This is a genomic window from Paenibacillus tritici, from assembly GCF_018207515.1.
Classification (GTDB): Bacteria; Bacillota; Bacilli; order Paenibacillales; family Paenibacillaceae; genus Paenibacillus_AQ; species Paenibacillus_AQ tritici.
Genome location: NZ_CP073365.1, coordinates 5,607,039 through 5,629,005 on the forward strand (window position 1 = coordinate 5,607,039; position 21,967 = coordinate 5,629,005).

At 44.0% G+C, this 21,967-nt stretch carries 12 protein-coding genes; all 12 read right to left on the reverse strand.

All coding sequences use genetic code 11. The features are described 5' to 3' along the window. Window positions 1-24: 24 nt before the first annotated feature. The gene (locus KDC22_RS24030) at window positions 25-1,251 is read right to left on the reverse strand and encodes a cytochrome P450 family protein (protein ID WP_211720612.1); all 1,227 of its coding nucleotides are present in this window, start codon (window positions 1,249-1,251) and stop codon (window positions 25-27) included. Window positions 1,252-1,299: 48 nt separating this feature from the next. Then, window positions 1,300-3,519: an MMPL family transporter gene (locus KDC22_RS24035; protein ID WP_211720613.1), complete on the reverse strand. Its 2,220-nt coding sequence runs from the start codon at window positions 3,517-3,519 to the stop codon at window positions 1,300-1,302. A gap of 229 nt (window positions 3,520-3,748) precedes the next feature. After that, entirely contained in the window at window positions 3,749-4,402 is a 654-nt protein-coding gene (locus tag KDC22_RS24040) for a response regulator (RefSeq protein ID WP_211720614.1), read from the reverse strand. After that, entirely contained in the window at window positions 4,399-5,616 is a 1,218-nt protein-coding gene (locus tag KDC22_RS24045) for a sensor histidine kinase (RefSeq protein WP_211720615.1), read from the reverse strand. Before KDC22_RS24045 ends, KDC22_RS24040 begins: the two co-directional genes overlap by 4 nt. Before the next feature lie 235 nt (window positions 5,617-5,851). Continuing rightward, the gene (locus KDC22_RS24050; protein WP_211720616.1) at window positions 5,852-8,170 is read right to left on the reverse strand and encodes a GH36-type glycosyl hydrolase domain-containing protein; all 2,319 of its coding nucleotides are present in this window, start codon (window positions 8,168-8,170) and stop codon (window positions 5,852-5,854) included. Between the two features lie 10 nt (window positions 8,171-8,180). Continuing rightward, on the reverse strand, window positions 8,181-10,655 hold the full coding sequence (locus tag KDC22_RS24055) for a glycoside hydrolase family 3 N-terminal domain-containing protein (RefSeq protein ID WP_211720617.1): 2,475 nt from the start codon (window positions 10,653-10,655) through the stop codon (window positions 8,181-8,183). A 21-nt stretch (window positions 10,656-10,676) separates the two neighbouring features. Next, window positions 10,677-11,817, reverse strand: a protein-coding gene (locus KDC22_RS24060) for an IS630 family transposase (protein ID WP_211720618.1) whose coding sequence is annotated in 2 segments (ribosomal slippage) — window positions 10,677-11,379 and window positions 11,378-11,817 — 1,143 coding nt in all. Because the reading frame shifts where the segments join, the coding sequence is not laid out codon by codon here. A 191-nt stretch (window positions 11,818-12,008) separates the two neighbouring features. Next, window positions 12,009-14,579, reverse strand: coding sequence for a beta-glucosidase BglX (gene bglX, locus KDC22_RS24065; RefSeq protein ID WP_246552937.1), 2,571 nt, complete (start codon window positions 14,577-14,579; stop codon window positions 12,009-12,011). Window positions 14,580-14,648: 69 nt separating this feature from the next. Continuing rightward, window positions 14,649-16,238 carry an ABC transporter substrate-binding protein gene (locus KDC22_RS24070; RefSeq protein ID WP_211720619.1) on the reverse strand — a complete coding sequence of 530 codons (1,590 nt, stop codon included), beginning with the start codon at window positions 16,236-16,238 and terminating at the stop codon, window positions 14,649-14,651. 105 nt (window positions 16,239-16,343) lie between these two features. Continuing rightward, window positions 16,344-18,140 (reverse strand): sensor histidine kinase, encoded by a 1,797-nt coding sequence (locus KDC22_RS24075; protein ID WP_211720620.1) that lies wholly within the window; start codon window positions 18,138-18,140, stop codon window positions 16,344-16,346. After that, window positions 18,137-19,732 carry a response regulator gene (locus tag KDC22_RS24080; RefSeq protein ID WP_211720621.1) on the reverse strand — a complete coding sequence of 532 codons (1,596 nt, stop codon included), beginning with the start codon at window positions 19,730-19,732 and terminating at the stop codon, window positions 18,137-18,139. The genes KDC22_RS24075 and KDC22_RS24080 overlap by 4 nt, the downstream gene beginning before the upstream one ends. A 548-nt stretch (window positions 19,733-20,280) precedes the next feature. Then, entirely contained in the window at window positions 20,281-21,873 is a 1,593-nt protein-coding gene (locus KDC22_RS24085) for an ABC transporter substrate-binding protein (protein WP_211720622.1), read from the reverse strand. Between the last annotated feature and the right edge of the window lie 94 nt (window positions 21,874-21,967).

A 21,967-nucleotide genomic window follows, 5' to 3' on the forward strand; every position in this document is an offset into this window, starting at 1 on the left:
GAAAAGAAAACCAACAAACAACAACTAAAAAACTACCGGAAGTTCTTTTAATCCTCGAATAATCATACCCGGTCGCCATTCCATGAATTCCTCAGATATTTTCAATTGAATATTCGGCATTTGGCGCAACAAGGCGGATATAGCGATCTCTCCTTCAAGTCTGGCCAAAGGCGCGCCCAAACAGTAATGAATCCCTTTACCAAAAGCGATATGGTTATTCACCTTACGTGTTATATCAAATGTATCCGGATCCGGGAACTGCTGCGGGTCACGGTTTGCCGAGGAGAAGGAGACAAAGAGCATATCTCCTTGCTGAATATGCTTACCGTCAAATTCAACATCCTCCGTTGCCCAACGTATGTTGCTCACTTCAGCCGGTCCGTTATACCGTAAAATTTCCTCGATAGCTGGTTGGATCAATTCCGGATCTTCTTGAAGCAACTGTTTCTGGTCAGGATTATTCAGTAAGGCAAGCATACCGTTACCGATAAGATTTACCGTGGTTTCATGACCTGCAATGATAAGGACAAATACAAGTGCATACAATTCCTGTTCCGAAAGGACATCCCCATCCTCTTCTACACTGATGAGGTCGCTAATCAAATCCTCCTGCAGATCCAAACGCCTTTTGGTTATCAACGAATGAAGATAGTCCACAAACAACGCCATTGCTTCATCACTCTTCTGATTTAATTCTGTGTTATTAACTCCCTCCATAATGGTATTAGACCATTCCCTAAATTTATCCTGATCCTCAACGGGTACCCCCAGCATCTCACATATCACAATAATCGGCAGCGGGAATGCATAATCTTCTATTAAATCCATCTCACGTATACTTTTAGTCTGGATTACAGCAAGAAGTTCATTACTAATATCCTCAATCCGGCCCCGAAGCCGTTCAATCATCCGTGGTGTGAAGGCTTTCTGTATGAGCCGCCGCAACCGGCGGTGATCATCAGGATTTACGCTAAGTAAATTACGGGAAATGATTTCTTGGTGCGGGGGGCCGGCCCCCGCTTCATTATCCGAATATGGAGAATTTGTTACAAAACGTGAATCCTGTAGAATCTCTGCTGCATCTTCATAACGGGATACAATCCACGCAAACTGGCCGCTAGGCAAGAGAAAACGATGAACCGGGTCATTTTTTCGAAGCTCACTATACACCGGAAAAGGATTATTGATAAATTTCTTGTTCAGAAAGTCTACCTTTGAACTCTCAAATTCCTTATTCTGATCCGTTGACATGTCAAACCTCCTGACGATGGTTTAGGTGGAGTCTCTTCGGACTTAAGCTTAATTTTGTTTTGGAGACAACTGCAAGCTTTTCTTCTTTTCCACTCCACTGTCTGAGTGTTCCAGCTTCTCCATCACTGCTTCACCTTCAATATCCAGATTCGGCAGAATCCGGTCCAGCCATTTGGGCAGGTACCAAGCCGATTTCCCCATCAGTGTCATAGTTGCTGGAACAATCAACATTCTAACAACAAATGCATCGAACAGAATTCCGAAGGCTAGTGCAAAACCCATTGATTTGATAATCGGATCTTCAGCCAGCATAAAGCCCGTAAATACCGAGATCATGATGAGTCCTGCCGCAGTCACCACGCTTCCACTATGGCCCATTCCGGCAAGTACTGCCTTTTTAGCATCTCCAGTCTTTTTATATTCTTCGCGCATCCGGCTTACAAGGAATACCTCATAGTCCATCGCGAGACCGAATAAGATACCAACAACGATAATCGGCATGAAGTTCAATACCGTACCTGTTCCATAGAATCCGAACAAGCTGCCCATATGCCCATCCTGTATAACAAAGACCGAAAATCCGAGTGTTGCCGCAAGAGACAGAATAAAACCAAGTACAGCTTTAAGTGGTACTAGCAAGGAGCGGAACACTACCATCAGGAGAACAAAAGCCAGCCCAACGATAACCATACAGAATTTAGGGAGCGCTTCGTTCAATTTTTGGGAAATATCAATATTGACTGCAGTGGTTCCAGTTACCATCAGTTCTACATGATTCTTTTTCAAAATCTCAGGTGTCTGATCTCTGATCGATTGTACAAGCTCTTTGGTTTTCACATCATGCGGTCCGGTAGCAGGGATGATATTGATTAACGCCAGTTTTCCTGATGGACCCGGAATAGCCGGAGACATACTGCCAACATTAGGCAATGTACCAATCTCTTTTACTACATTAGAGACATTCTTTAGAAAGTCTCCCTCACCATCTGCCCGGGCCAGGACTACAAGCGGACTATGGAAACCTGGGCCGTATCCTTCAGATATTAGGTCATAAGCACGGCGTTCAGTCTTTTCAGTCGGTTTTTGCCCATCATCCGGCAAACCAAGCTCTATATGAAGAAACGGAAGGGCGATCGTACTTAGCAGGATCACTCCAGAGATAACCATTATTAATGGCTTTCGGGTCACCACCTGTCCCCAACGATTGTCCTTGTGATTTACTCTTTTTCGCGGTTTTAGCCACTTATTACCACTGCTTGCGCTGATACGATTTCCAAATACCGATAGCAGTGCCGGAATCATAATGACGGAAGATAACATGGTTACGAATACAACAAATGCTCCGGATAATCCCATTGCAGTCAAAAATGGGATTTGGACTACAGAAAGGCCAGCCAAGCCGATGATCACTGTTACGGCTGCAAAAACAACCGAGCTCCCTGCGGTTGCATTAGCGATTGCGATAGATTCGGAGCGCTCATAACCTTCCACCAGTTGCTGGCGGAATCTGGAGACAATAAAGAGTGCATAGTCAATTCCAACAGCCAGTCCAAGCATCGCTGCAAGCGAAAGTGCAACGGATTGTATTTCGATCATATTGGAACCTATCATCATTCCCAGCAATCCGATTCCTAGTCCAACTGCCGCAGTGACAATCGGCAGGGCACCCAGTAGAAACGAACTGAACGTAATGGCCAACACCACAAACGCAATGACGACACCGATGACTTCCGATGGTCCCAAAATTTTCATTTGTACAAATGCTTCACCGGATAGTTCAGCCTGCCAACCTGAGAAACGCATATTTTCAGCAACGTCAGTAATATGCTCTCTGGATTTATCCGTTACCTCTCCGGCAGGAGATTTATAAGTAACGTCTATATAAGCTATTGTTTTATCTGCACTCAGCGAATGATTCTCATCAGGACCTACAACCGATTGCACTTCTGTATCTACCGCAATCTCTTTTAAGGTCTTCTGAATGACCACCTTAGAATCCTCCGAGGACAATGTCTCCTGTTTCGGAGCTTTGATGACCATACGAGTCTGACCCCCGGTCACCTTCGCCTGTGGGTTTGCAAACTCCTTGTTTAGCACTTCAATTGCTTTTTGAGATTTAAGCCCCGGCATGCTCAAATCATCACTGAAAGCTGGTCCCATAGCCAAAGCCAATACCGCTAATGCCAGCAATACTCCCACCCCACCGATAATCACCTTCTTTGAATTCCTCACCGACCAGTGTGCCAGCCGGTATAATAATGTTGCCATTTTGATTTCCTCCCTCTATCCCGCATTACTGATCTCTACTTGAATTCATTCTACGATTTTGGAATGAGAAATACATCGTACTTAAGGGAAGGCGGTCAATGTACTTTTGGGAAATAAACTTACAGAAGAAAAAAAGAACAACCCGCCTAGGTTGTTCCTTCGTCATTATCCTAAACAGATACCCGTCTTAGATCGCCCTTACCTTGATTCATGGAGGGTCCAAGTATCCTTAGATATGAATTATCCCACGTTCCATAGCCGTAGCCACCGCTTGGGATCTTGAATCAACTCCTAGTTTAGTATAGATCGTTGTTAAATGCGCCTTGACCGTCCGTTCCGTGACTCCCATGTCAAAGGCGATCTCCTTGCTTTTATATCCGCGTGCAACAAATTGGAGTATGACTTGCTCCTTGTCCGTTAAAATAGGGAACTCCTTTTTGCTGGAGCCTGTACTTTCTTTACTCTCTTTTGCCGCTAACACTTTGTTCATGATATCGGGCTGCAGCAATGTCTCTCCCCAGATCGCAGATTCGATGCTCCGAAACAGATTTGTACGATTGGTGTCTTTCAGCAGATAACCTTTTGCTCCCAATGCCAACGCATTTACCATTAATTCATCTTCGTTGTAGGTTGTTAAAATGATGACGGGAATCTCACATTGTTTGTTCCTTAATGCCTCCATTGTTTCCATCCCGCTCATCACTGGCATATTCAGGTCCAACAAAATCACATCGGGCTTCATCTCTTCAATCAGACGCAGCGCCACCTGTCCATTTTCTGCTTCTCCAATGATAACAAACCGTTCATTCGTCTCAACAATGAGCTTCAAACCATCACGAATGAGCTGATGATCATCCACAATCAACACCTTTATAGTACTCATAGCTTGTCTCCTTTATGAATAGGTGCTTCCATCCTTATTTTTGTACCGTTTGAGATACTGGTAATCTGGATTTCACCTCCAATCAACCGTACACGTTCATATAATCCCAGCAAGCCATAATGACCTGCTTGTTTGCCAACCTGGCTTGTATCAAAACCTGTCCCGTTATCCTTAACCTCAATCTCAATACGATCATTCTGCTCAGTCACAGTCACCCAGACTTTGTTCGCCTTAGCATGCTTTGCCACATTAGTTAGACATTCACTTACGATATATAGGCTGTGCTCCATCAGCATTCTGGACATTTGGCTGGACATTTGGATTTTAGGATATACATTAATTCCTGTAGCCTGGAAAAAACGTTGTATCTCATCGGTGAGCTCCTCATGAAAGACCATTTCAGAGGCGGAACTCAACCTTAAATTATTAATCACCCTCCGGGCTTCAGCCAAAGTTCTTCGCGCTTGTCCCATAGACTGCTGAATAATTTCCTGTGATCTTCGAATATTTCCTTGTGAGATAAATTCATCAGCAGCCTCAAGCTGCATAATGAAGCTCGCTACTCCCTGCGCAAGCGTATCATGGAGGTCGCGGGCCATACGCTGCCGTTCATTAGCTAATGTAAGTTCCTCCACCTTGCGGTGCGCATTTTCCAAATCCCTCAGAAAGTTCTGAGTCCGCAACCGTGCATGGACCTGTTGAAGAAACAACATACTGTACGCTATTATTATAATCAGCATCAGTAAAAATAGCGGGGTTATCAGTAACAGCTCATATGCTTTGTTCAAAAATATTTCAGCATAGAAGAACATCGACACACTGTATAAAGAAACAAATATGATCTCTCTATTTCGAGAATAGAGCCCAATGCTCTGACCGATTAATACAGGAAGCAGACCGATAAGAACAGCCGGCGATCCGAAAGGCATCAATAAGGCACAGGTTAATATCATCAAACCTTGAATCAGGAAATACAACCATGACCAGAAACGAGTTAATAAATATGAGTTCCAGTTAACCAGGATATGAAAAACAAATGTGATTGAAAAGAATAAACTGTTTAGAAAGATCAATTCGTTAAAGTTCTGTAGGATTAATGTCGCCACATACACCAGTAATATCCAAATCAAGATAGGGACCCTCGAAACAAGCATTACTTCTTCATTGTTAAATGGGGCCTCCTTATTCATTTTATATTTTTCTATAATCTTCAATTTCCATGCCCCTTTTCCAATACATTTTTTATAGGCTTGGACAATCGTACCCTAATTCGTACTTTGATTCTACTCTTCACACGATTTTCAGTTAATCATTTGACGACTTTACGACTTGAAGTCCACTCATCAGTAAGCTTCTTTATTAAATGTTATTAACAAAAGGAAAACGGTTGGACTTGGGATTCATTATCCTGAGTCCAACCGTTTTTCTTTCATTTCTCAAAACTGCTTACTAGCTAATAGGCTTAATTACAACATCTACACGATGCATCTGGTCATCCTGAAAGAGAGGCAGTAGATTTCCATTGATAGGGCTTCCGTCCACCTGTATCTCCGGTTGTCCATGAGACAACCCTAATGGATTTCGGATAGTAATTTCATAACGTATACCGCGGAATTCTCTGTACACCTGGGCTTGCTCCCAATCTGCAGGGAAACACGGATCAATTCGGAGGCCGTCATAATCCCGCTTGATTCCCATAATCCCCTCCAGGAGCGACATAAGTCCCCATGCTGAGGTTCCGGTTGTCCAAGATTGGTATGACTTCCCATAATATTTGGGGTGAATGGAATAACAATTCGTGAAGACATATGGCTCCGCGCCGGATTGTGTGGATGGATTCGCTTCGCTGTCCGGAATGATCTTCAGTAAAGTCCGTATCGCTTCTGCTCCTCGGCCTGCCTTGCAATCCGCCATAATCTTAAACCCTGTTGCATGGCAGTACACTCCGCCGTTCTCGAATAGCCCGGGAAGCATGCCAGCCATTCTGCCTACATGCGGGGAATATTCCATATAAGGAGGCATATTGATTGGGAAGCCAAAATCATGCTCCATGCTGTCCATGGAATCCAGTACCTTGGGCAGCTTCTCTTCATCCGGAATATCGGCAAGTACAGCCCACGATTGTGCGTTAATATAGATTTTGCTCCCCACGCTGTCTTTGGAACCAATATTTTCTTCTTTGCTAAGTGCGCGCATATACCAGCCTCCGTCCCAAGCTGTTTCGTTAATTGCATTTCGGAGGATATGGTACTGTTCATCCAAATAATCGGCATAAGCGTTATCGCCCAAGCGGCGGACCAGCGCTGAGAGCTCTTTCAAGGCATAACAGAACTGCTCGGACAGCATGACAGATTCCGCGTCCGGGTCCGTTGTAATATTCAAGGCATCGTTCCAATCCGCGAAGAAAATACGTACAAGGCCATGCTTTCCTTTGTCTTCAATTAAACGGTTGACCGCTGCCTTCACATGCTCAATCATCGTTGCCGAACCTTCATCCTGATATTCGATCTCCATATCCAGAAGCGAATAATCACCGGTCTCCTTAATCAGCTCACATACCGACCAGATAATCCAGAACGGCTGATCTGAATAACGGGTAGCGTCGTAAGGATACCATGTCAGTACAGCATGTCCAGCCTTAAACTGATGCCGCAAGCATTCGATGATTTCCTCTTTGGCTCTCTCCTGTCTGTAATTGAGAAGGCCAACGGCAATTTGAAGATTGTCACGCACTCCTTTTTTGCCGACAATACAGAAGTCTACCTGTTTTTTCACCCATTCGTTCATAAGTACGTTCAACTTCTCATTAGGTGTAGAAATATGGAGAGCAGCGTATTTGCTTGTCTGATGCTCCTTAGTTTCCTGTAATGCTTGTTCGATACGCTCTTTGCTACTGTAAAGCTCCGCTGTTTGAACCGCTTCATCTAAAGATTCACTAACACCCAGTACATAATATAGTTCCTTCTCTTCACCTGGCGCCAATACCAGTTTATTTTGCAAGACGCCTCCGAGATTAACCAGTGTGGTGAGAGAATTCGTGCAATCTTTACCCTTAACAACAACGTCGGGCCGCTGGAACATTGGAGACGGCATGGAATCCAAACGGGTATACGTCCCCAGTTCCCCCAGAAACTCTCCAAGATTGCCATCAAAGGCGTGGACCGTTTCCGAGCAGGCGATATAACCGTTATATCTATTGTGAGGTGCGAAGGGATGTTTGGACTCACAGTAAACGCCGTTCAGCTTTTCGTCAAAGAAGGTTTCACAGCTTCTGTACATTTCGTAATACCGTGGGTATTTAAACCCTTCCAGTTCAAAGCTAACGGTAGAAAAGAGGCTGATTCGCTTAACTTTATCCGTATTATTCTTTACTTTGACCACCCATACCTCGTTGTACCCTTCGTGGGGCACAAAAAGCTTCCATGAAGCATGGACACCGTTCTTTTGGGACTCTAGGATGGAATACCCTATATTGTGCTCACACGAGAAGTCCTCAACTTCTTCGTTCAAGGGGCCTTCCCCAATATTCCAAAAAACATTTGTGTCATCATCACGCAGATATAAGTATTTGGCATCCTGATTATTAATCATACACATGTCCGCTTTTGAATTGATATAGTAGCTTCGGCCATGGCCGATTTGAGAAACCTGCGTGCAATAGCCTTGCTCACTCCACAAGTAATTGTACCAATGCCTAGGGGTCCGTGGCGTATTAATGACACAGGTATTACCTTCATCTGTAAAACGGTGGATTTTATCTGATTTCATTTTCTCACTCCTAACATTCTTCAATCGTTACCTGTGATGAAAATACCTTACGTTCAATATTAAGTTTTTCACCTATAATCTCAAAGGCACCTTTTAAACGGATATCTTGCGATGAAGCACCTATAAATACTTCCATCTTCCCTGGTTCCACCACTTGCTCCATATTCAAATCATGAAATGCCAGTTGTTTCATATTCACCTTGAAAGCAATTTTCTTTGTTTCATTCACATCTAAGGTAACCCGTGCAAATCCGACCAGCTGTTTTGCAGGTCTTGCGACACTGCTCACATTATCGCGGATATAAACCTGAACCACCTCATCCCCGGCAACCTGACCCGCATTTTCCAGCTTAAATTCTAGATTCAATTCTCCGTCTGCCCGAACCGTGTCGTCGTGTTCCAAGTCGCTATATTTAAATTGTGTATAGCTTAATCCATGTCCAAACGGATATAACGGTGTGTTTTGGTTCGTTTTAATATATTCAGCCCACTCATTAATATCAATATAGAGCGGCACTCTGCTGTTATACATTGGAATCTGGCCTGTTTCTTTTACAATGGTCACCGGCAGCTTTCCACTAGGATTGGTCTTTCCGGTAAGGATATTCACAATGGCTTCAGCTCCAGACTGTGCCGGAAGCCATGAATACAAGACCGCTTTACTGTGTTCGCTTACAAAAGGTGTAGCTAACGGCCGGCCATCAATGATAATTGAAATTACAGGTTTATTCAGCTTAAATACTTCTTCCATCATTTCCAGTTGAGGCTTTTCAAGACCAATGTTGATATTATCTTTGTTTTCACCGCATGTAGCTTCAGGATCAATCATACTTTCTTTGCCGCCTAATACTGCAATGACGATATCCGCCTGTTGTACTGCAGCTTTTACTGATTCAATCCCTCCATCTATGGTTTTGAAAATATTGCAGCCTTTGGTGTGCATTACATGATCTTTCCCAAACTCTGCTTCCAAAACATCTTTTACAGATTTACAATCCGGATAAAACATTTGAACAAATTCTTCATTCGTTTTATAGACTCTTTCCGAGGAATCGTCAGAATTTAAATTCTGCTTGATCATATTCATAATGATTTCTTTCTGTTCAGGGGTTGGCTTACCTTCAAATTCAATTCCAATAGACTTTAATGATTCTTTATGTTCGGTAATGGTCCCTGTGTAAAGCATTCTCAGGAAGCTGTCTTCTTCGGATTTATCAAAATCGCTACTTTTTGTGCTTGCCGATCCAACGGATGAATATCCTCCAAAAAAATTGGTTTTGGTATCGGAGTTGGGCCCTATCAGCGCTATTTTCAAGTTCTTATTGATCGGCAGAATGTTGTCCTCATTTTTGACCAATACCATGGATTTCTCAGCAATATCTTGTGATAATTCTGCATTCTCCGCTTTTTTTATTTCATTGAAGAAATCGCCATCTTCATAAGGATTCTCGAATAGACCTAATGTAAATTTGGTCTCAAGTACCCGGCTAAGCGAAATGTCAATATGTGCCTCTTCAAGTTCACCTGACTCAACTGCTTCTACTAAGTACTGGTAACACTGGTTGCCAGGTTGTTCTACATCCATTCCAGCTTTGAATGCCAGAATCCCTGCCTCTTTAGCATCTTCTGCTACTCTGTACCGTAAAAATGAATGTGTGATACTGCCATAATCAGCTACTACCAGTCCCTTAAACCCTAACTTATTTCTTAGAATGTCTGTAAGAAGCCATTTGGATGTAGACACTGCCTGGTCATTTAACATCCCATAACTATTCATAATAGCTTTCACGTTCGCCTCATGAATGGCTGCTTCAAAAGGGAAGCAATAAGTATCAAACAATTTCCTTTCAGCTATTTGCTGTTCTCCGCCACCTCTTCCCCCTTCAGCATTGCCATAACCGATAAAATGCTTGGCGGTAGCCATTATCTCATTATCACCTTGTATTCCTTTGACAAAAGACACGCCCATTTGCGCAACTAAATAGGGATCCTCCCCATAGGTTTCACCAATTCTTCCGAATCTAGGATCTCTCCCCAAGTCAAACAGGGGGGAATGTACGGCCTTGAGCCCAAATGCCGTTAACTGTTTTTTGACTACTGTACCCATTTTTTGTGCTAAAGCCGGGTCCCAGGTAGAAGCAAGATTAAGAGACTGAGGAAAAGTAGTTGCAGCGGGTATCTGCGCTCCAGCTATTCCTTCACTATGAAACAGCCCCGGAATCCCCAATCTCGTTTCCTCAACAAGGAATTTTTGTATGCCTTTTATAGTCTCCTTATCCTTATTAAGGTCACCTGTAAAGGAATCATTTAAATAGCTTATGGTACCAATTCCATCCTTTAATTTTTCTGCTCTGGTATCATAAACGGATTCTCCTCCATATGAATTTACACAATATAGCTGGGCTACTTTTTCCTTCAATGTCATTCTTCCAATTAAATCTTCGACTCTCTCTTGAATAGACTTACTTGCATCTTTGTAGATCATATTTATCCTCCTAGTAGCTCATCAGTCTTTAAACTGTGGATATAACCTTTTGAGTTTGACTCGTGCATCTTCCGTAGTGAATTGCCAATCCACTCCTTTTTGAACAGCGTTTCGAGTCGATTCCCATTCGGTTAGTTCGCTGGCTAGCTCTTCCATAGAGGGAATCCGTCTGTCTAAACATTGGCTTGTCATGACACTCAGCTCAATTTCAGCAATGTTTAGCCAGCTGCCATGTTTAGGCGTGTAGTGGATCTCGAGCCGTTTGGCTAGACGCAGCGCTGTCTCGGGTTCAAAAGCCTCATATAACGAGGCAATGGAATGTGTGTTTAAGTTGTCCATCACCAAACGAAGGGTCGGTGTGTTCGGGTAATGAACGTCCAAGAGTTCTCGAACTTGCTCCGCCCATTCGATTTTGGTACGTCGTGGACGAACGCTGACATGCCTCCAGCCTGCAAGTGGTTCTGTGAAAATAAAGATACTACAGGTTCCATGGCGTACGTATTCGGAATCTTCTCGCAATGGCTTGGCTGGTTTCATCGGAATGGGGTTGCGCCTATCATCCAGCAGTTGGAAGGGTTTCTCATCCATGCAAATGACAGGATATTCTCTATTGTAGGGCAAATGGTAGACCTCTAGCACATCTTCCATGGCTGCCACAAACGCCGCATTCTGCTTTGGCGGGATACACCAACATTTACGAAGATGGGGTTTGAGTTCGTTTTTTTAAAATCCGATCGACCGTGTCGTACGAAATGCTGTCAATGTACCCCAGTTCTACGGTCTTATCTGCCAACAGCCGAAGGGTCCACCGACTTCTTCCCACCGGTGGTGTACTGCAACTGAGCGCGATGATTCTCGCCTCCAATTCGCCAGTAACCTTTGGAGGATTCGGCGGGGTCAGTCTCTTTTTTCGTTCAAGTGCCGCCTGCATTCCGTTCACTGCAAAGGACTTGCGCACCAGATATACGGTGTTCGTATGGATGTGTAGCTGCTTGGCAATTTCTACATCTGTAAGTTTTCCGTCCAGTCGATTCTCATCTGCCCACAACAGAATTTGGGCTCGCCGAAGAGATCGTGCGGCCACCTTACCTTTCGAGCAAATCTCCAGTAATTCATTCTGCTGATTTGCGGTTAAGCAAACGGTAAATTCACGGTTTCTCATAGTCGACACCTCTTTTTATCTCGACTATATCACATTCACCATATTTTAACTATTTTAAATCTGATACTCTACTAGTGATATTTTTTATTTCTTTAAAAACTAATAAAAATATAGCGCAACTTCAGTTTATGCTGAGACACAAACCTGCTCTACTCTTGAAGCGACTATTCTTTCTTCATTTACCGACTTCATTAGTCATGCTTCGTGTGTAAAAGCTCAAATGAAGCTTCTTTCACATCATGAGAACTTGTGCCGATGTATACCTTGAAATCCCCCGGCTCAGCTCCATACTTCAGATCCGGATTCCAGTACACCAAATCCGCCTTGGTAATACTGAAACAGATCTCTTTTGCTTCACCTGCCGCTAATTTCACTTTCTCGAATCCTTTTAGCTCCTTTACAGGACGAACTACGCTGCCATAAAGATCCTGGATATACATTTGAACGGTTTCTTCTCCCGGTACTCTTCCTGTATTGCTGACCATGACGCTAGCGACTATCGTTTCTGAATCCGTCAACTGCGTTTGTGATAAACGAATGTCCGAAATCTCAAAATTCGTATAGCTTAGGCCATAACCGAACGGGTATAGCGGCTCATTGGAACCATCGATATATCTGGAAAAGAATTTTTCTCCTTTATTGCTTTCCGTTACCGGTCTTCCTGTTTTAAAGTGGCTATAATATACCGGTACTTGTCCAATATGGGCGGGAAAACTCATCGTCAGTTTGCCCGAGGGATTATAGTCGCCTAAGAGCACATCGGCTATGGCATGCCCGGCTTGTGATCCCAGGAACCACGTCTCTACAATGGCAGCCACATGACGCTCGAACCAGTCCAGTACCAGGGGTCTTCCATTGGTCAGGACCAGTATTGTCGGCTTACCCACTCGAACTATAGCCTCCGCAAGCTCCTGCTGCACCTTCGGCAGCGTTATATCCATGCGGGACGCTGCCTCGCCAGACATTTCACTGCTCTCCCCAAGTGCCAGAATGACGATATCCGCTTGTTCCGCCACCGCAACAGCCCGCTCGATTCCCCCATCCACTGCTTCTTCTACGTTACAACCTGCTTCCATCAGCAGATGAGTCTTCGGAAATCCTTTCTCTTCCAGACCCTCTCTCAGCGTAACTGTCTCCTTCGAATACCGGGACCACTGCCAGGGGCCCAGCATATCCTTGCTATCACCGAATGGACCTATTACAGCCAGCTTTTGTTCTTTGACTGCAAGCGGGAGAGCGCCGTTATTCTTCAACAGGACAATAGACTTCTGAGCTAACTTTCGGCTTGCCTCCAAATGCATCGGATGGAAGTGGTATTCCTTCTCTTTCTCCGGACGAACATAGCGGAACGGATCATCCATAATGCCAATCTTATACTTAAAGGTCAGAATGCGCCGTACAGCTTCATTTAGTTGTTCCTCCACAACGAAGCCCCTTTCAATTAATTCATGGAGATGGTCATACGAACGTGTGACCATTTCTATATCCATGGTTGCCTCAAGCGCCTTTTGGGCTGCTTCTTTGCTGTCTTTTGCATTTCCATGAGCGACAATTTCATCAATCGCACCATAATCCGAGATCAATATCCCGTCAAAGCCAAGCTCTTTTCGAAGCAATTCGTTAAGAATGTATCGGTTGCCTGCCACCGGCACGCCTTGGTACGTATTGAAGGAATTCATAACCGAACCTGCGCCAGCTTCAATCCCTGCCTGAAATGGCGGCAAGAATACATTGCGGAGCGTGCCTTCCGAAATATCCACTGTATTGTAATCCCGGCCTGCCTCAGCAGCCCCGTATGCCACGAAATGCTTCAAACAAGCAATGATCGTCTCCGGATCAAACAGGCTATCCCCTTGGAATCCTTCGACTTGAGCTTTGGCGATTAGGCTGCCCAGATAGGGATCTTCGCCAGCCCCTTCCACGACACGACCCCATCTAGGGTCTCTGGTTACATCAACCATTGGCCCGTGATTATACGTTATACCGGTAGCGCTGGCTTCTTTCGAGGCAATCGCGTTAGCTTCTTTGATTGCTGCCATATCCCAACTGCAGGACCAGGCAAGTGGTACCGGAAAAATGGTCTGAAAACCGTGGATCACGTCAAAGTTAAATAATAACGGGATACCGTGAGGGGACCGTTCAACCGCGATTTTCTGCAATTCGAACACGCGGTTACTGTTTACGGCAGAGAGTATTGAGCCTACCCGACCTTCCGTAATCAATTTTTCTGGCGTCTCAGACTCGATATCTGATCCAAGGGAGAGGTTTGTAGACATACACTGGCTCATCTGACCGATTTTATCAGTGATGGACATCTTGTTAAGCAGAATTTCTACAGCTTCACGGATTTCTTGGTCGTTCCTTGGCTTCACATCGCTTTTCCGGTAAGGAGAGAGTGTCGAAATCAGCAAATCTTCGAGAGATGGACCGTTCCCTCTCGTACCCTTCACGAAGAAGGCCTCCTGGTATGGAAGTTTGATCCTGCCCTGGAATTTCTCATCTTCAAAGGTCAAATCAAATTCGAAAGTTTCGCCTGAGACGAACTGGGAAGTTCCTCTGGCTTGTAAAAGATTCCCTTCAACTGTTACCGTGTCGATCTCCACTGGAAATGGAAAAGGCTCCAAGATAACGGATAGTGTAAAAGCTTCTTTTTGATCAATAATGAACTGCATTTTTATCGTCGTATCCGGGGTTTGATGCAGAAAATGCCAAGTACCGATCATACAATTCAACTCACTTTCAAGGTTTTTTTGAGGAATCATGATAGACAGTATTTAAAAGAGCGTAGAAATGTTACTGCGCTCTTTTAATTAATCTATAAGCAATGCTGATTATTTCTTGTTTGCCAGGAATGCATCCGCTTGGGCTTGTACCTCAGCTTTGACCTTATCCAGACCAGCACTGTTAAGGTTTTTGCTCAGTTCGTCAAAAGCTTTGTCCACATCTTTGACAACACCGATATAAATCGGGTTGGCATATTGTGTCGAGGCATTGGCCAGGTTGGCAATCTGCGTCTTGACGTTATCCGAGTTGAAGCTAAAACCTTTATATGCGTAGTCCGAGGTGTCATATTCGTCTAGCTTCTCCCAGAGATTGATATAAACTTGTGGCCAAGTACTCATCGGTTTAAACAACGCCTTATTTACGAACCAGAAGCCTGCAGCGTCAGGAGGATAGGTATTGGTATCGGCTGTTACCCCTTCCGGCAGCCCGATTTTATCATCCGGGGTGATGATATAGTTCTTTCCTTCGATCCCGAAATAAGTCAAATACACATAGGATGGATCTTCCATAATAAGATCAAATGCCTGCATCACACGTTCCGGATTTTTGGAATTGGCCGCAATAGAAATTCCTGCGCCTAACACACCACCCATTGGGTATTTACCGTTAGGCATCAATGACGGAATGATATAACTTTCAATCCCTTTCGCTTCAGCCGCTTCAATTGTGGCGGCAATATCTATGGTGTTACCAAATGCTACTGCAGATTTGCCTTCTACAAAATTATCCTTGGAGCGGATTTTGTTTGCATACGGATTTTTGTTAACATAACCCTTGTCATACCATTCTTTCATGATGCGAGCAGCATATTTTTGTGCGCTCAGGTAAGGCTCTTCCACCATGCTGTAGATTTTCCCAGTTGGATCTGCAGCATCATATGTTACGCCTTGAGCCAAACCACCGCCTCCAAAGGGACCCGTAAATCCAATTTTATCGCGCATCAGATGTTGGTATGGCGTTGGTAAATCAACCTGTGAATCCAGGTTTAGGCCAATCATATCCGGATGATTTTTCTTGACAGCCTCCAGATATGGACCGATTTCAGAAAGGTGTTTCACCTCGCCAAGGCCAGCTTCCGTCATAATATCCTTACGAAGTACAGACACAAAGACACTGCTGTCCGGGGTAGTCTTCGGAATCATAAAGATTTTACCGTTAATCTTGGCCTCTTCCCAAGCGGATGGATCAATAGCAGCTGATTTCTTCGGCATATATTTGGCGATATCTTCTGGCTTCAGCTCATGAAAGGCTCCTTTATTCGCTTGTTCCACGTAATAATTCCAATCTGCTGAAAAGATAAAATCCACATCTTCGCCTGCAGCCAGCAGCAACGGATACTTCGACTGAACATCCCCCCAGCCGATGTAATTCAGTTCAATGGTAGCATTAATGTCTTTTTTCAGCTTCTCATTAAGCGCTGCAAGCACCTCTGGCATTCCTTTCGGTGCCTCGCCAAGCAAGTATCCTTTCAGAACAACCTCTTTTTGATTTGTTGCCGCTTCATCATTATTTGCGGTTTTTGCATTGTTTGCCGAGTTTTCATTGTTTGCATTTCCTTTGGAGCAGGCAGACAACAGCATCGTCAGTGATAGCAGTATTGTCAGGATGAGAATCACATTTTTCTTAGCTTTCTTCACTTTCATTCCCCCTTAGCTATATCAGTATGTTTCTCTCTGTCTCTATCTTTTCTAATTGTAATTTGCTTGTGAGTTTGTACCTACGAGAGAAAGTTTCGATTTTCTTTAATTTCCTTGGTTAATGCTTAATTTCGGAAGGCGGATTCGAACGGTAGTCCCTCCATCAGGTAGGCTGGTGAAGGATAATCCGTACTGAGGTCCATAATTCAACTGAATTCGCTCTTGAATGTTCCGTATGCCGAAGCCTCCTGTTTGTTTGCTAATTGGTCTAATCAACACATTCTCTAACACCTCTTTTTCCATACCAATGCCGTCATCGCTGACTTCTACAATCAAATCTCCCTCCTCCTCTATTGCTGTCACCTGGATTTCGCCTTTCTCCGAATCCCGTTCCAATATGCCGTGCAAGATTGCATTCTCAATTAGAGGTTGAAGCATAATTTTCGGCACCGTACTGCTTTGCAGCTCTGGCGGAACCTTCAGAGTCAATAAGATCGCATTGTTAAACCGCATATTCTGAATTGACACATAAGATGCAATATGCCTAAGTTCACTTTCCAAGGTAACGATTTCTTTGCCATTCGATAGGCTCAAGCGGTAAAATAGTGCCAGCCTGTCCACTACTTTGGATATTTCTTCATTGTCGGATTCAATAGCCATTACATTGATTAGATCCAGGGTGTTGTATAGAAAGTGCGGGTTAATTTGGGCCTGCAATGCCTTTAACTCTTTGTTTTTCACTTCGCGCCCAAGTGTGTAGGTCTGATCCATTAACCTAGACACATTCTCCACCATTACATTGAAATTACGGGTAAGTTCACCGATTTCGTCCTGATTGGCCGGAAGCGGATCAATGCGAAAATTACCATTCTTGACTTTGCGCACATGCCGTAGAAGCTGCCTCAGACGTTTAGTAGCTGAACCAGCAACGATAAAAGACAGCACAAAGGTGAGCGGAATGATCAGAAAAAAAATGAAGATTAGCCGGTTACGCATAATATGGCTCGATTTCAATATGTCAGAGTAAGGTACAATCATAGCTATACTCATATTCGTCCCAGGGATTGGCTGAAGTCCCAGCAGAATTTGCTGTCCATTGAACTCCAGCCGATCCAACCAGATATCCATTCCTCCAGCAATTGAACCCTTTGTCAATATCTCATTAAATTCCTTAGTGCTATACGCAAATGTATTGGAGGTGCCAAGAATTTCACCCCGGTCATTGTATAAGGCTACGGATGTGGAAGGAGTGGCAATGGCATGTTCCAGTATAGAAATCAATGTACTGTTTAATATCTGGGCGCGTACTATCCCGTCTATCTTCTGTATGTTGTGAGCATTCGGAATGACTCGGAGAACAGATATTGTACCACTGCCTGTTTCCTGATCAAGAGAGGAAGATCGCATCCAGGTGAAAACAGATCGAGAGGTTACGAAGTTATTGAACCAGCGGCTATGCTCCAAATTATCCATTCTCAAAAAATCGGAACTCTCAGTGGATGAAGCAAGTCCCTGTTTCATATAGAGCTGAACCGTTTTAATATCCGAATTGTATCGATACTGTCCTAATACCCTGGCTAGCTTATTAGCATCTGTTCCCCAGAGATTTACATCCTTATATCTTTTCGGATCCTCATTGACAAGGGTCTGCACTGTATCATTGAAGGCAATGAAATTCAATACTTCTTTGACCGTTTCTGCACGATACTGCAAGTATGACTTAGTCTCCTCCAACATTTTCCGGGCAGAATACAATGCCTGTTTCTCCGTTTCATTCTCGGTTAGATACAAATGCACAAAGAGCAATAAAACCAACGGAATAATGATGACCAGCAAATAGGAAGCAAATAGCTTATATCGGATGCTAAAATCAGCGAAAGGTCTCCGGAACTTCCTTTTCATTTGGTCATCCTCTCTCGATATTCCGAAGGTGTACAGCCTGCATATTTTTTGAAAAAGGTGGTAAAGTAGTTGGCATCGGCGAAGCCTGTCCGGTCTGCCACCTCATACAGCTTCAGTTCCTTGTCCAGAAGCAGTTCCTTGGCCTTGTCTACTCTTAGGGAAGAGATATATTCTTTGATGGTACCGCCTTTCTGCTTCTTGAAAAAAGAACAGAGATAAGTCTCATTTAGTCCGACCTGATTGGCGATATCCTGAATAGCGAATCCCCTTTCATGAAAGCGTTTGTGAATATACTGCAGGATTTCCCTCATTTTGCCGGAACTCCCCTCCGATTCCGGCGGCATTAGGAATAAGTTCAAGAAGGAGAGGATATATTGCTCCATGCTTACTAGGTCGGGAACACGGTCAATATCCTTCCATATATACCGCCGCTCGGTATCCTCATCTGTGTCAGTAAATCCTAGTTGCACCGCGACATCGAGGATGACCAATAAGAACTGGAAGTATGAATCTTTTAGCCGGACTATATCCAAATCACGTGCTGCCCTTGCCTGTTTGGTCCAGTTCATAATAAGACTACGGGCAGCTTCCAACTCTTCCTGTTTCAGCAAACTTCGTAATCTACGTACCATATCCCAATCGGTAGCCAATTCCCTGCTTACGCCAAGTTCACTGGCAAAAAACAGCCTGCTGTTTTCGTTATAATAATGAAGATTGCACGCATTCAGGGCTTTGTTATACGAGAAGGGAATCTGCATCCGTTCTTTTACAGAATCTCCGACCCCCATACGGACACGGATACTCCCGCCAGTAATTCCGTCCACTTCAGCATAAAGCTCCTCCAGAATAGTGCGTTGCTCCCGATAGCTGCTGCCAAATGCTTCCGGCAGAATGAAGATCAAAAATTGTCGTGAATCGAAACCGCAGATGCCACGAAGCGAAGCAAGCGTACTATTCATATTCAGTCTCCGCAGCAGTGTCTCCTGTAAGGACTTTAGATCTTCAGGATACTGCAGCGGCTGCCAGTACAAGGACGAAGCAATCACAGTGTACGTTCCTTCCAAAGGCAGAAGAAACGTCTCTTTGCTCTCCAGTGCTTCCTGCACATGGTGCGAACCGGGAACCGTAATCAGCTTGCGGACCATCTCCTGTCTCAGATAAGGCAGACCTTCATCGCGGGCATCTTGCAGTTGGCGTTCCTCCAGCCGTTTTCTCTCTTCATGTTTTCTGGATTCCACTGCCTTTCCAACTGCCTCCCGGACTTTGTCCAAATTAATAGGCTTCTCAATATAGTCAAGAGCATTCAGCCTGATCGCCGACATCAGATATTCTTTGTCTGAGAAGCCGCTTAGAAACAGCAGTTTACATGAGATACCGCTTTCGCGGAGCCGCTTCGCGAATTCAATACCATCCATCTTCGGCATCCGGATATCACAAAGTACAATGTCAGGGGCAAAATTCTCACATTTCTCCAAGGCAACTAAGCCATTACGTGCCGTTTCCACCTCATGAATACCTAGCTCCTTCCAGGCAATATGCTTATAAAGCATTTCCCTTGTTCTTTCTTCATCATCAACGATCAGCAGTTTCATGATGTACTCCCCCTTAAGGAATCCAAATTACGTTATGCATTTAAGTAGCCAGCTCTTTGCAGTTGCTAGGCGACTAAATTCTTATTTCGATGATTCCCATCGATTATGCATACTTAGCTTGACCAGGCATACAGTAATAACAATAAAGCCGGTGGGACCCCCCGCCCGGCTTTATTACTCATTACCAATTTGAATTAATACTTTAGTAATTCATCATTTCCCTGGATAACTCGATTTATTCTATAAGTATATTCAACTATATAGTGAAGAATGGACCCATTCTGCTCTTATAACGACTTTTCATTATTCATTTGACGACTTTTCTCTACATAGCACAATATACAAAATCAATACAGTTCCACACGTAACGCAGAAGGAAAGCTGCCTACCGAGAATCCATAAGCCACACGTTTTCTTGGCGAGCTTGTTCGATGATTCCATCAACGGGTCCAAACAATAACAAGCCGTTACAAGAGCACAGCAAAAACGTCTGCACTCTTGTAAAACGACCCGTGATTAAGATCCAAATATTCCGTTTAAAAATACGGTTATTTCTTCTTTGCCAGGAATGCCTCAGCTTGGGCTTCAACCTCAGCTTTGACCTTATCCAGACCAGCACTATTAAGGTTTTTGCTCAGTTCGTCAAAAGCTTTATCCACATCTTTGACAGCACCGATATAAATCGGGTTGGCAAATTGTGTCGAAGCATTGGCCAGATTTGCAATCTGCGTCTTAACGTTCTCTGAGTTAAAGCTGAAACCGTTAAATGCGTAGTCTGACGTATTATATTCGTCCTGTTTTTTCCAGAGGTCAATATAAGCCTGTGGCCAGGTGCTCAAAGGCTTAAATAAAGCACTATTTAAGAACCAGAAACCTGCAGCATCTGGAGGATAGGTATTTGTATCAGCCGTTACCCCTTCTGGCAGTCCGATTTTATCATCTGGAGTAATCACATAATTTTTGCCTTCGATGCCAAAATAAGTTAAATATACATAAGATGGATCTTCCATGATAAGGTCAAATGCCTGCATAACACGTTCCGGATTCTTGGAATTAGCCGCAATAGAAATTCCACCTCCTATATAATTCCCCATTGGGACCTTACCGTTAGGCATCAGGGATGGAATGATATAGCTGTCAATTCCTTTCGCTTCAGCCGCTTCAATTGTGGCGGCAATATCTGTGCTGTTGCCAAACGCTACCGCAGATTTCCCTTCCACAAAGTTATCCTTGGAGCGGATTTTGTTTGCATACGGGTTTTTGTTAACATAACCCTTGTCATACCAGTCCTTCATGATGCCGGCAGCATATTTCTGTGCGCTAAGGTATGGCTCTTCTACCATGCTATAGATTTTCCCAGTCAAATCTGTAAAATCGTAAGCTACTCCTTGGGCTAAAGGTCCACCCCCAAAGGGACCACCCGTGTAGCCAATCTTGTCACGCATCAGGTGTTGGTAGGGTGTCGGTAAATCAACCTGTGAATCCAGGTTTAGGCCAATCATATCCGGATGGTTTTTCTTAACGGCTTCCAGATATGGACCAATTTCAGAGAGGTGTTTCACCTCCGTGAGGCCTGCTTCTGCCATAATATCCTTACGAAGCACAGATACGAAGACATTACTACCTGGGGTGGTTTTCGGAATCATAAAGATTTTGCCGTTAATCTTTGCTTCTTCCCAGGCGGCAGGATCAATAGCAGCTGATTTCTTCGGCATATATTTGGCTATATCTTCTGGCTTCAGCTCATGAAAGGCTCCTTTATTCGCTTGTTCAACATAAGAATTCCAATCTGCTGAAAAGATAAAATCCACATCTTCGCCTGCAGCCAGCAGCAACGGATACTTCGACTGAACATCCCCCCAGCCGATGTAATTCAGGTCAATGGTAGCATTGATGTCTTTTTTCAGCTTCTCATTAAGTGCAGCTAACACCTCAGGCATTCCTTTTGGTGCCTCTCCAAGCAGATATCCTTTCAGAACAATCTCTTTTTGATTGCTTCCCGTTGCATCATTGTTCGTCGTTTTTGTATTATTTTCCGAGTTTTCATTGTTTGCATTTTCTTTGGAGCAGGCAGACAACAGCATCGTCAATGATAGCAGTAATGCCAGGATGAGGATCACATTTTTCTTAGCTTTCTTCACTTTCATTCCCCCTTAGCTATATCAGTATGTTTCTCTCTGTCTCTATCTTTTCTAATTGTAATTTGCTTGTGAGTTTGTACCTACGAGAGAAAGT

What these genes read in the sequence shown, in the direction of transcription:
- KDC22_RS24035 (WP_211720613.1), bottom strand. Translation starts at nt 3,519, where the DNA reads ATGGCAACATTATTATACCGGCTGGCACACTGGTCGGTGAGGAATTCA.
- KDC22_RS24040 (WP_211720614.1), bottom strand. Translation starts at nt 4,402, where the DNA reads ATGAGTACTATAAAGGTGTTGATTGTGGATGATCATCAGCTCATTCGT.
- bglX (WP_246552937.1), bottom strand. Translation starts at nt 14,579, where the DNA reads ATGATTCCTCAAAAAAACCTTGAAAGTGAGTTGAATTGTATGATCGGT.
- KDC22_RS24080 (WP_211720621.1), bottom strand. Translation starts at nt 19,732, where the DNA reads ATGAAACTGCTGATCGTTGATGATGAAGAAAGAACAAGGGAAATGCTT.
- KDC22_RS24030 (WP_211720612.1), bottom strand. Translation starts at nt 1,251, where the DNA reads ATGTCAACGGATCAGAATAAGGAATTTGAGAGTTCAAAGGTAGACTTT.
- KDC22_RS24075 (WP_211720620.1), bottom strand. Translation starts at nt 18,140, where the DNA reads ATGAAAAGGAAGTTCCGGAGACCTTTCGCTGATTTTAGCATCCGATAT.
- KDC22_RS24050 (WP_211720616.1), bottom strand. Translation starts at nt 8,170, where the DNA reads ATGAAATCAGATAAAATCCACCGTTTTACAGATGAAGGTAATACCTGT.
- KDC22_RS24055 (WP_211720617.1), bottom strand. Translation starts at nt 10,655, where the DNA reads ATGATCTACAAAGATGCAAGTAAGTCTATTCAAGAGAGAGTCGAAGAT.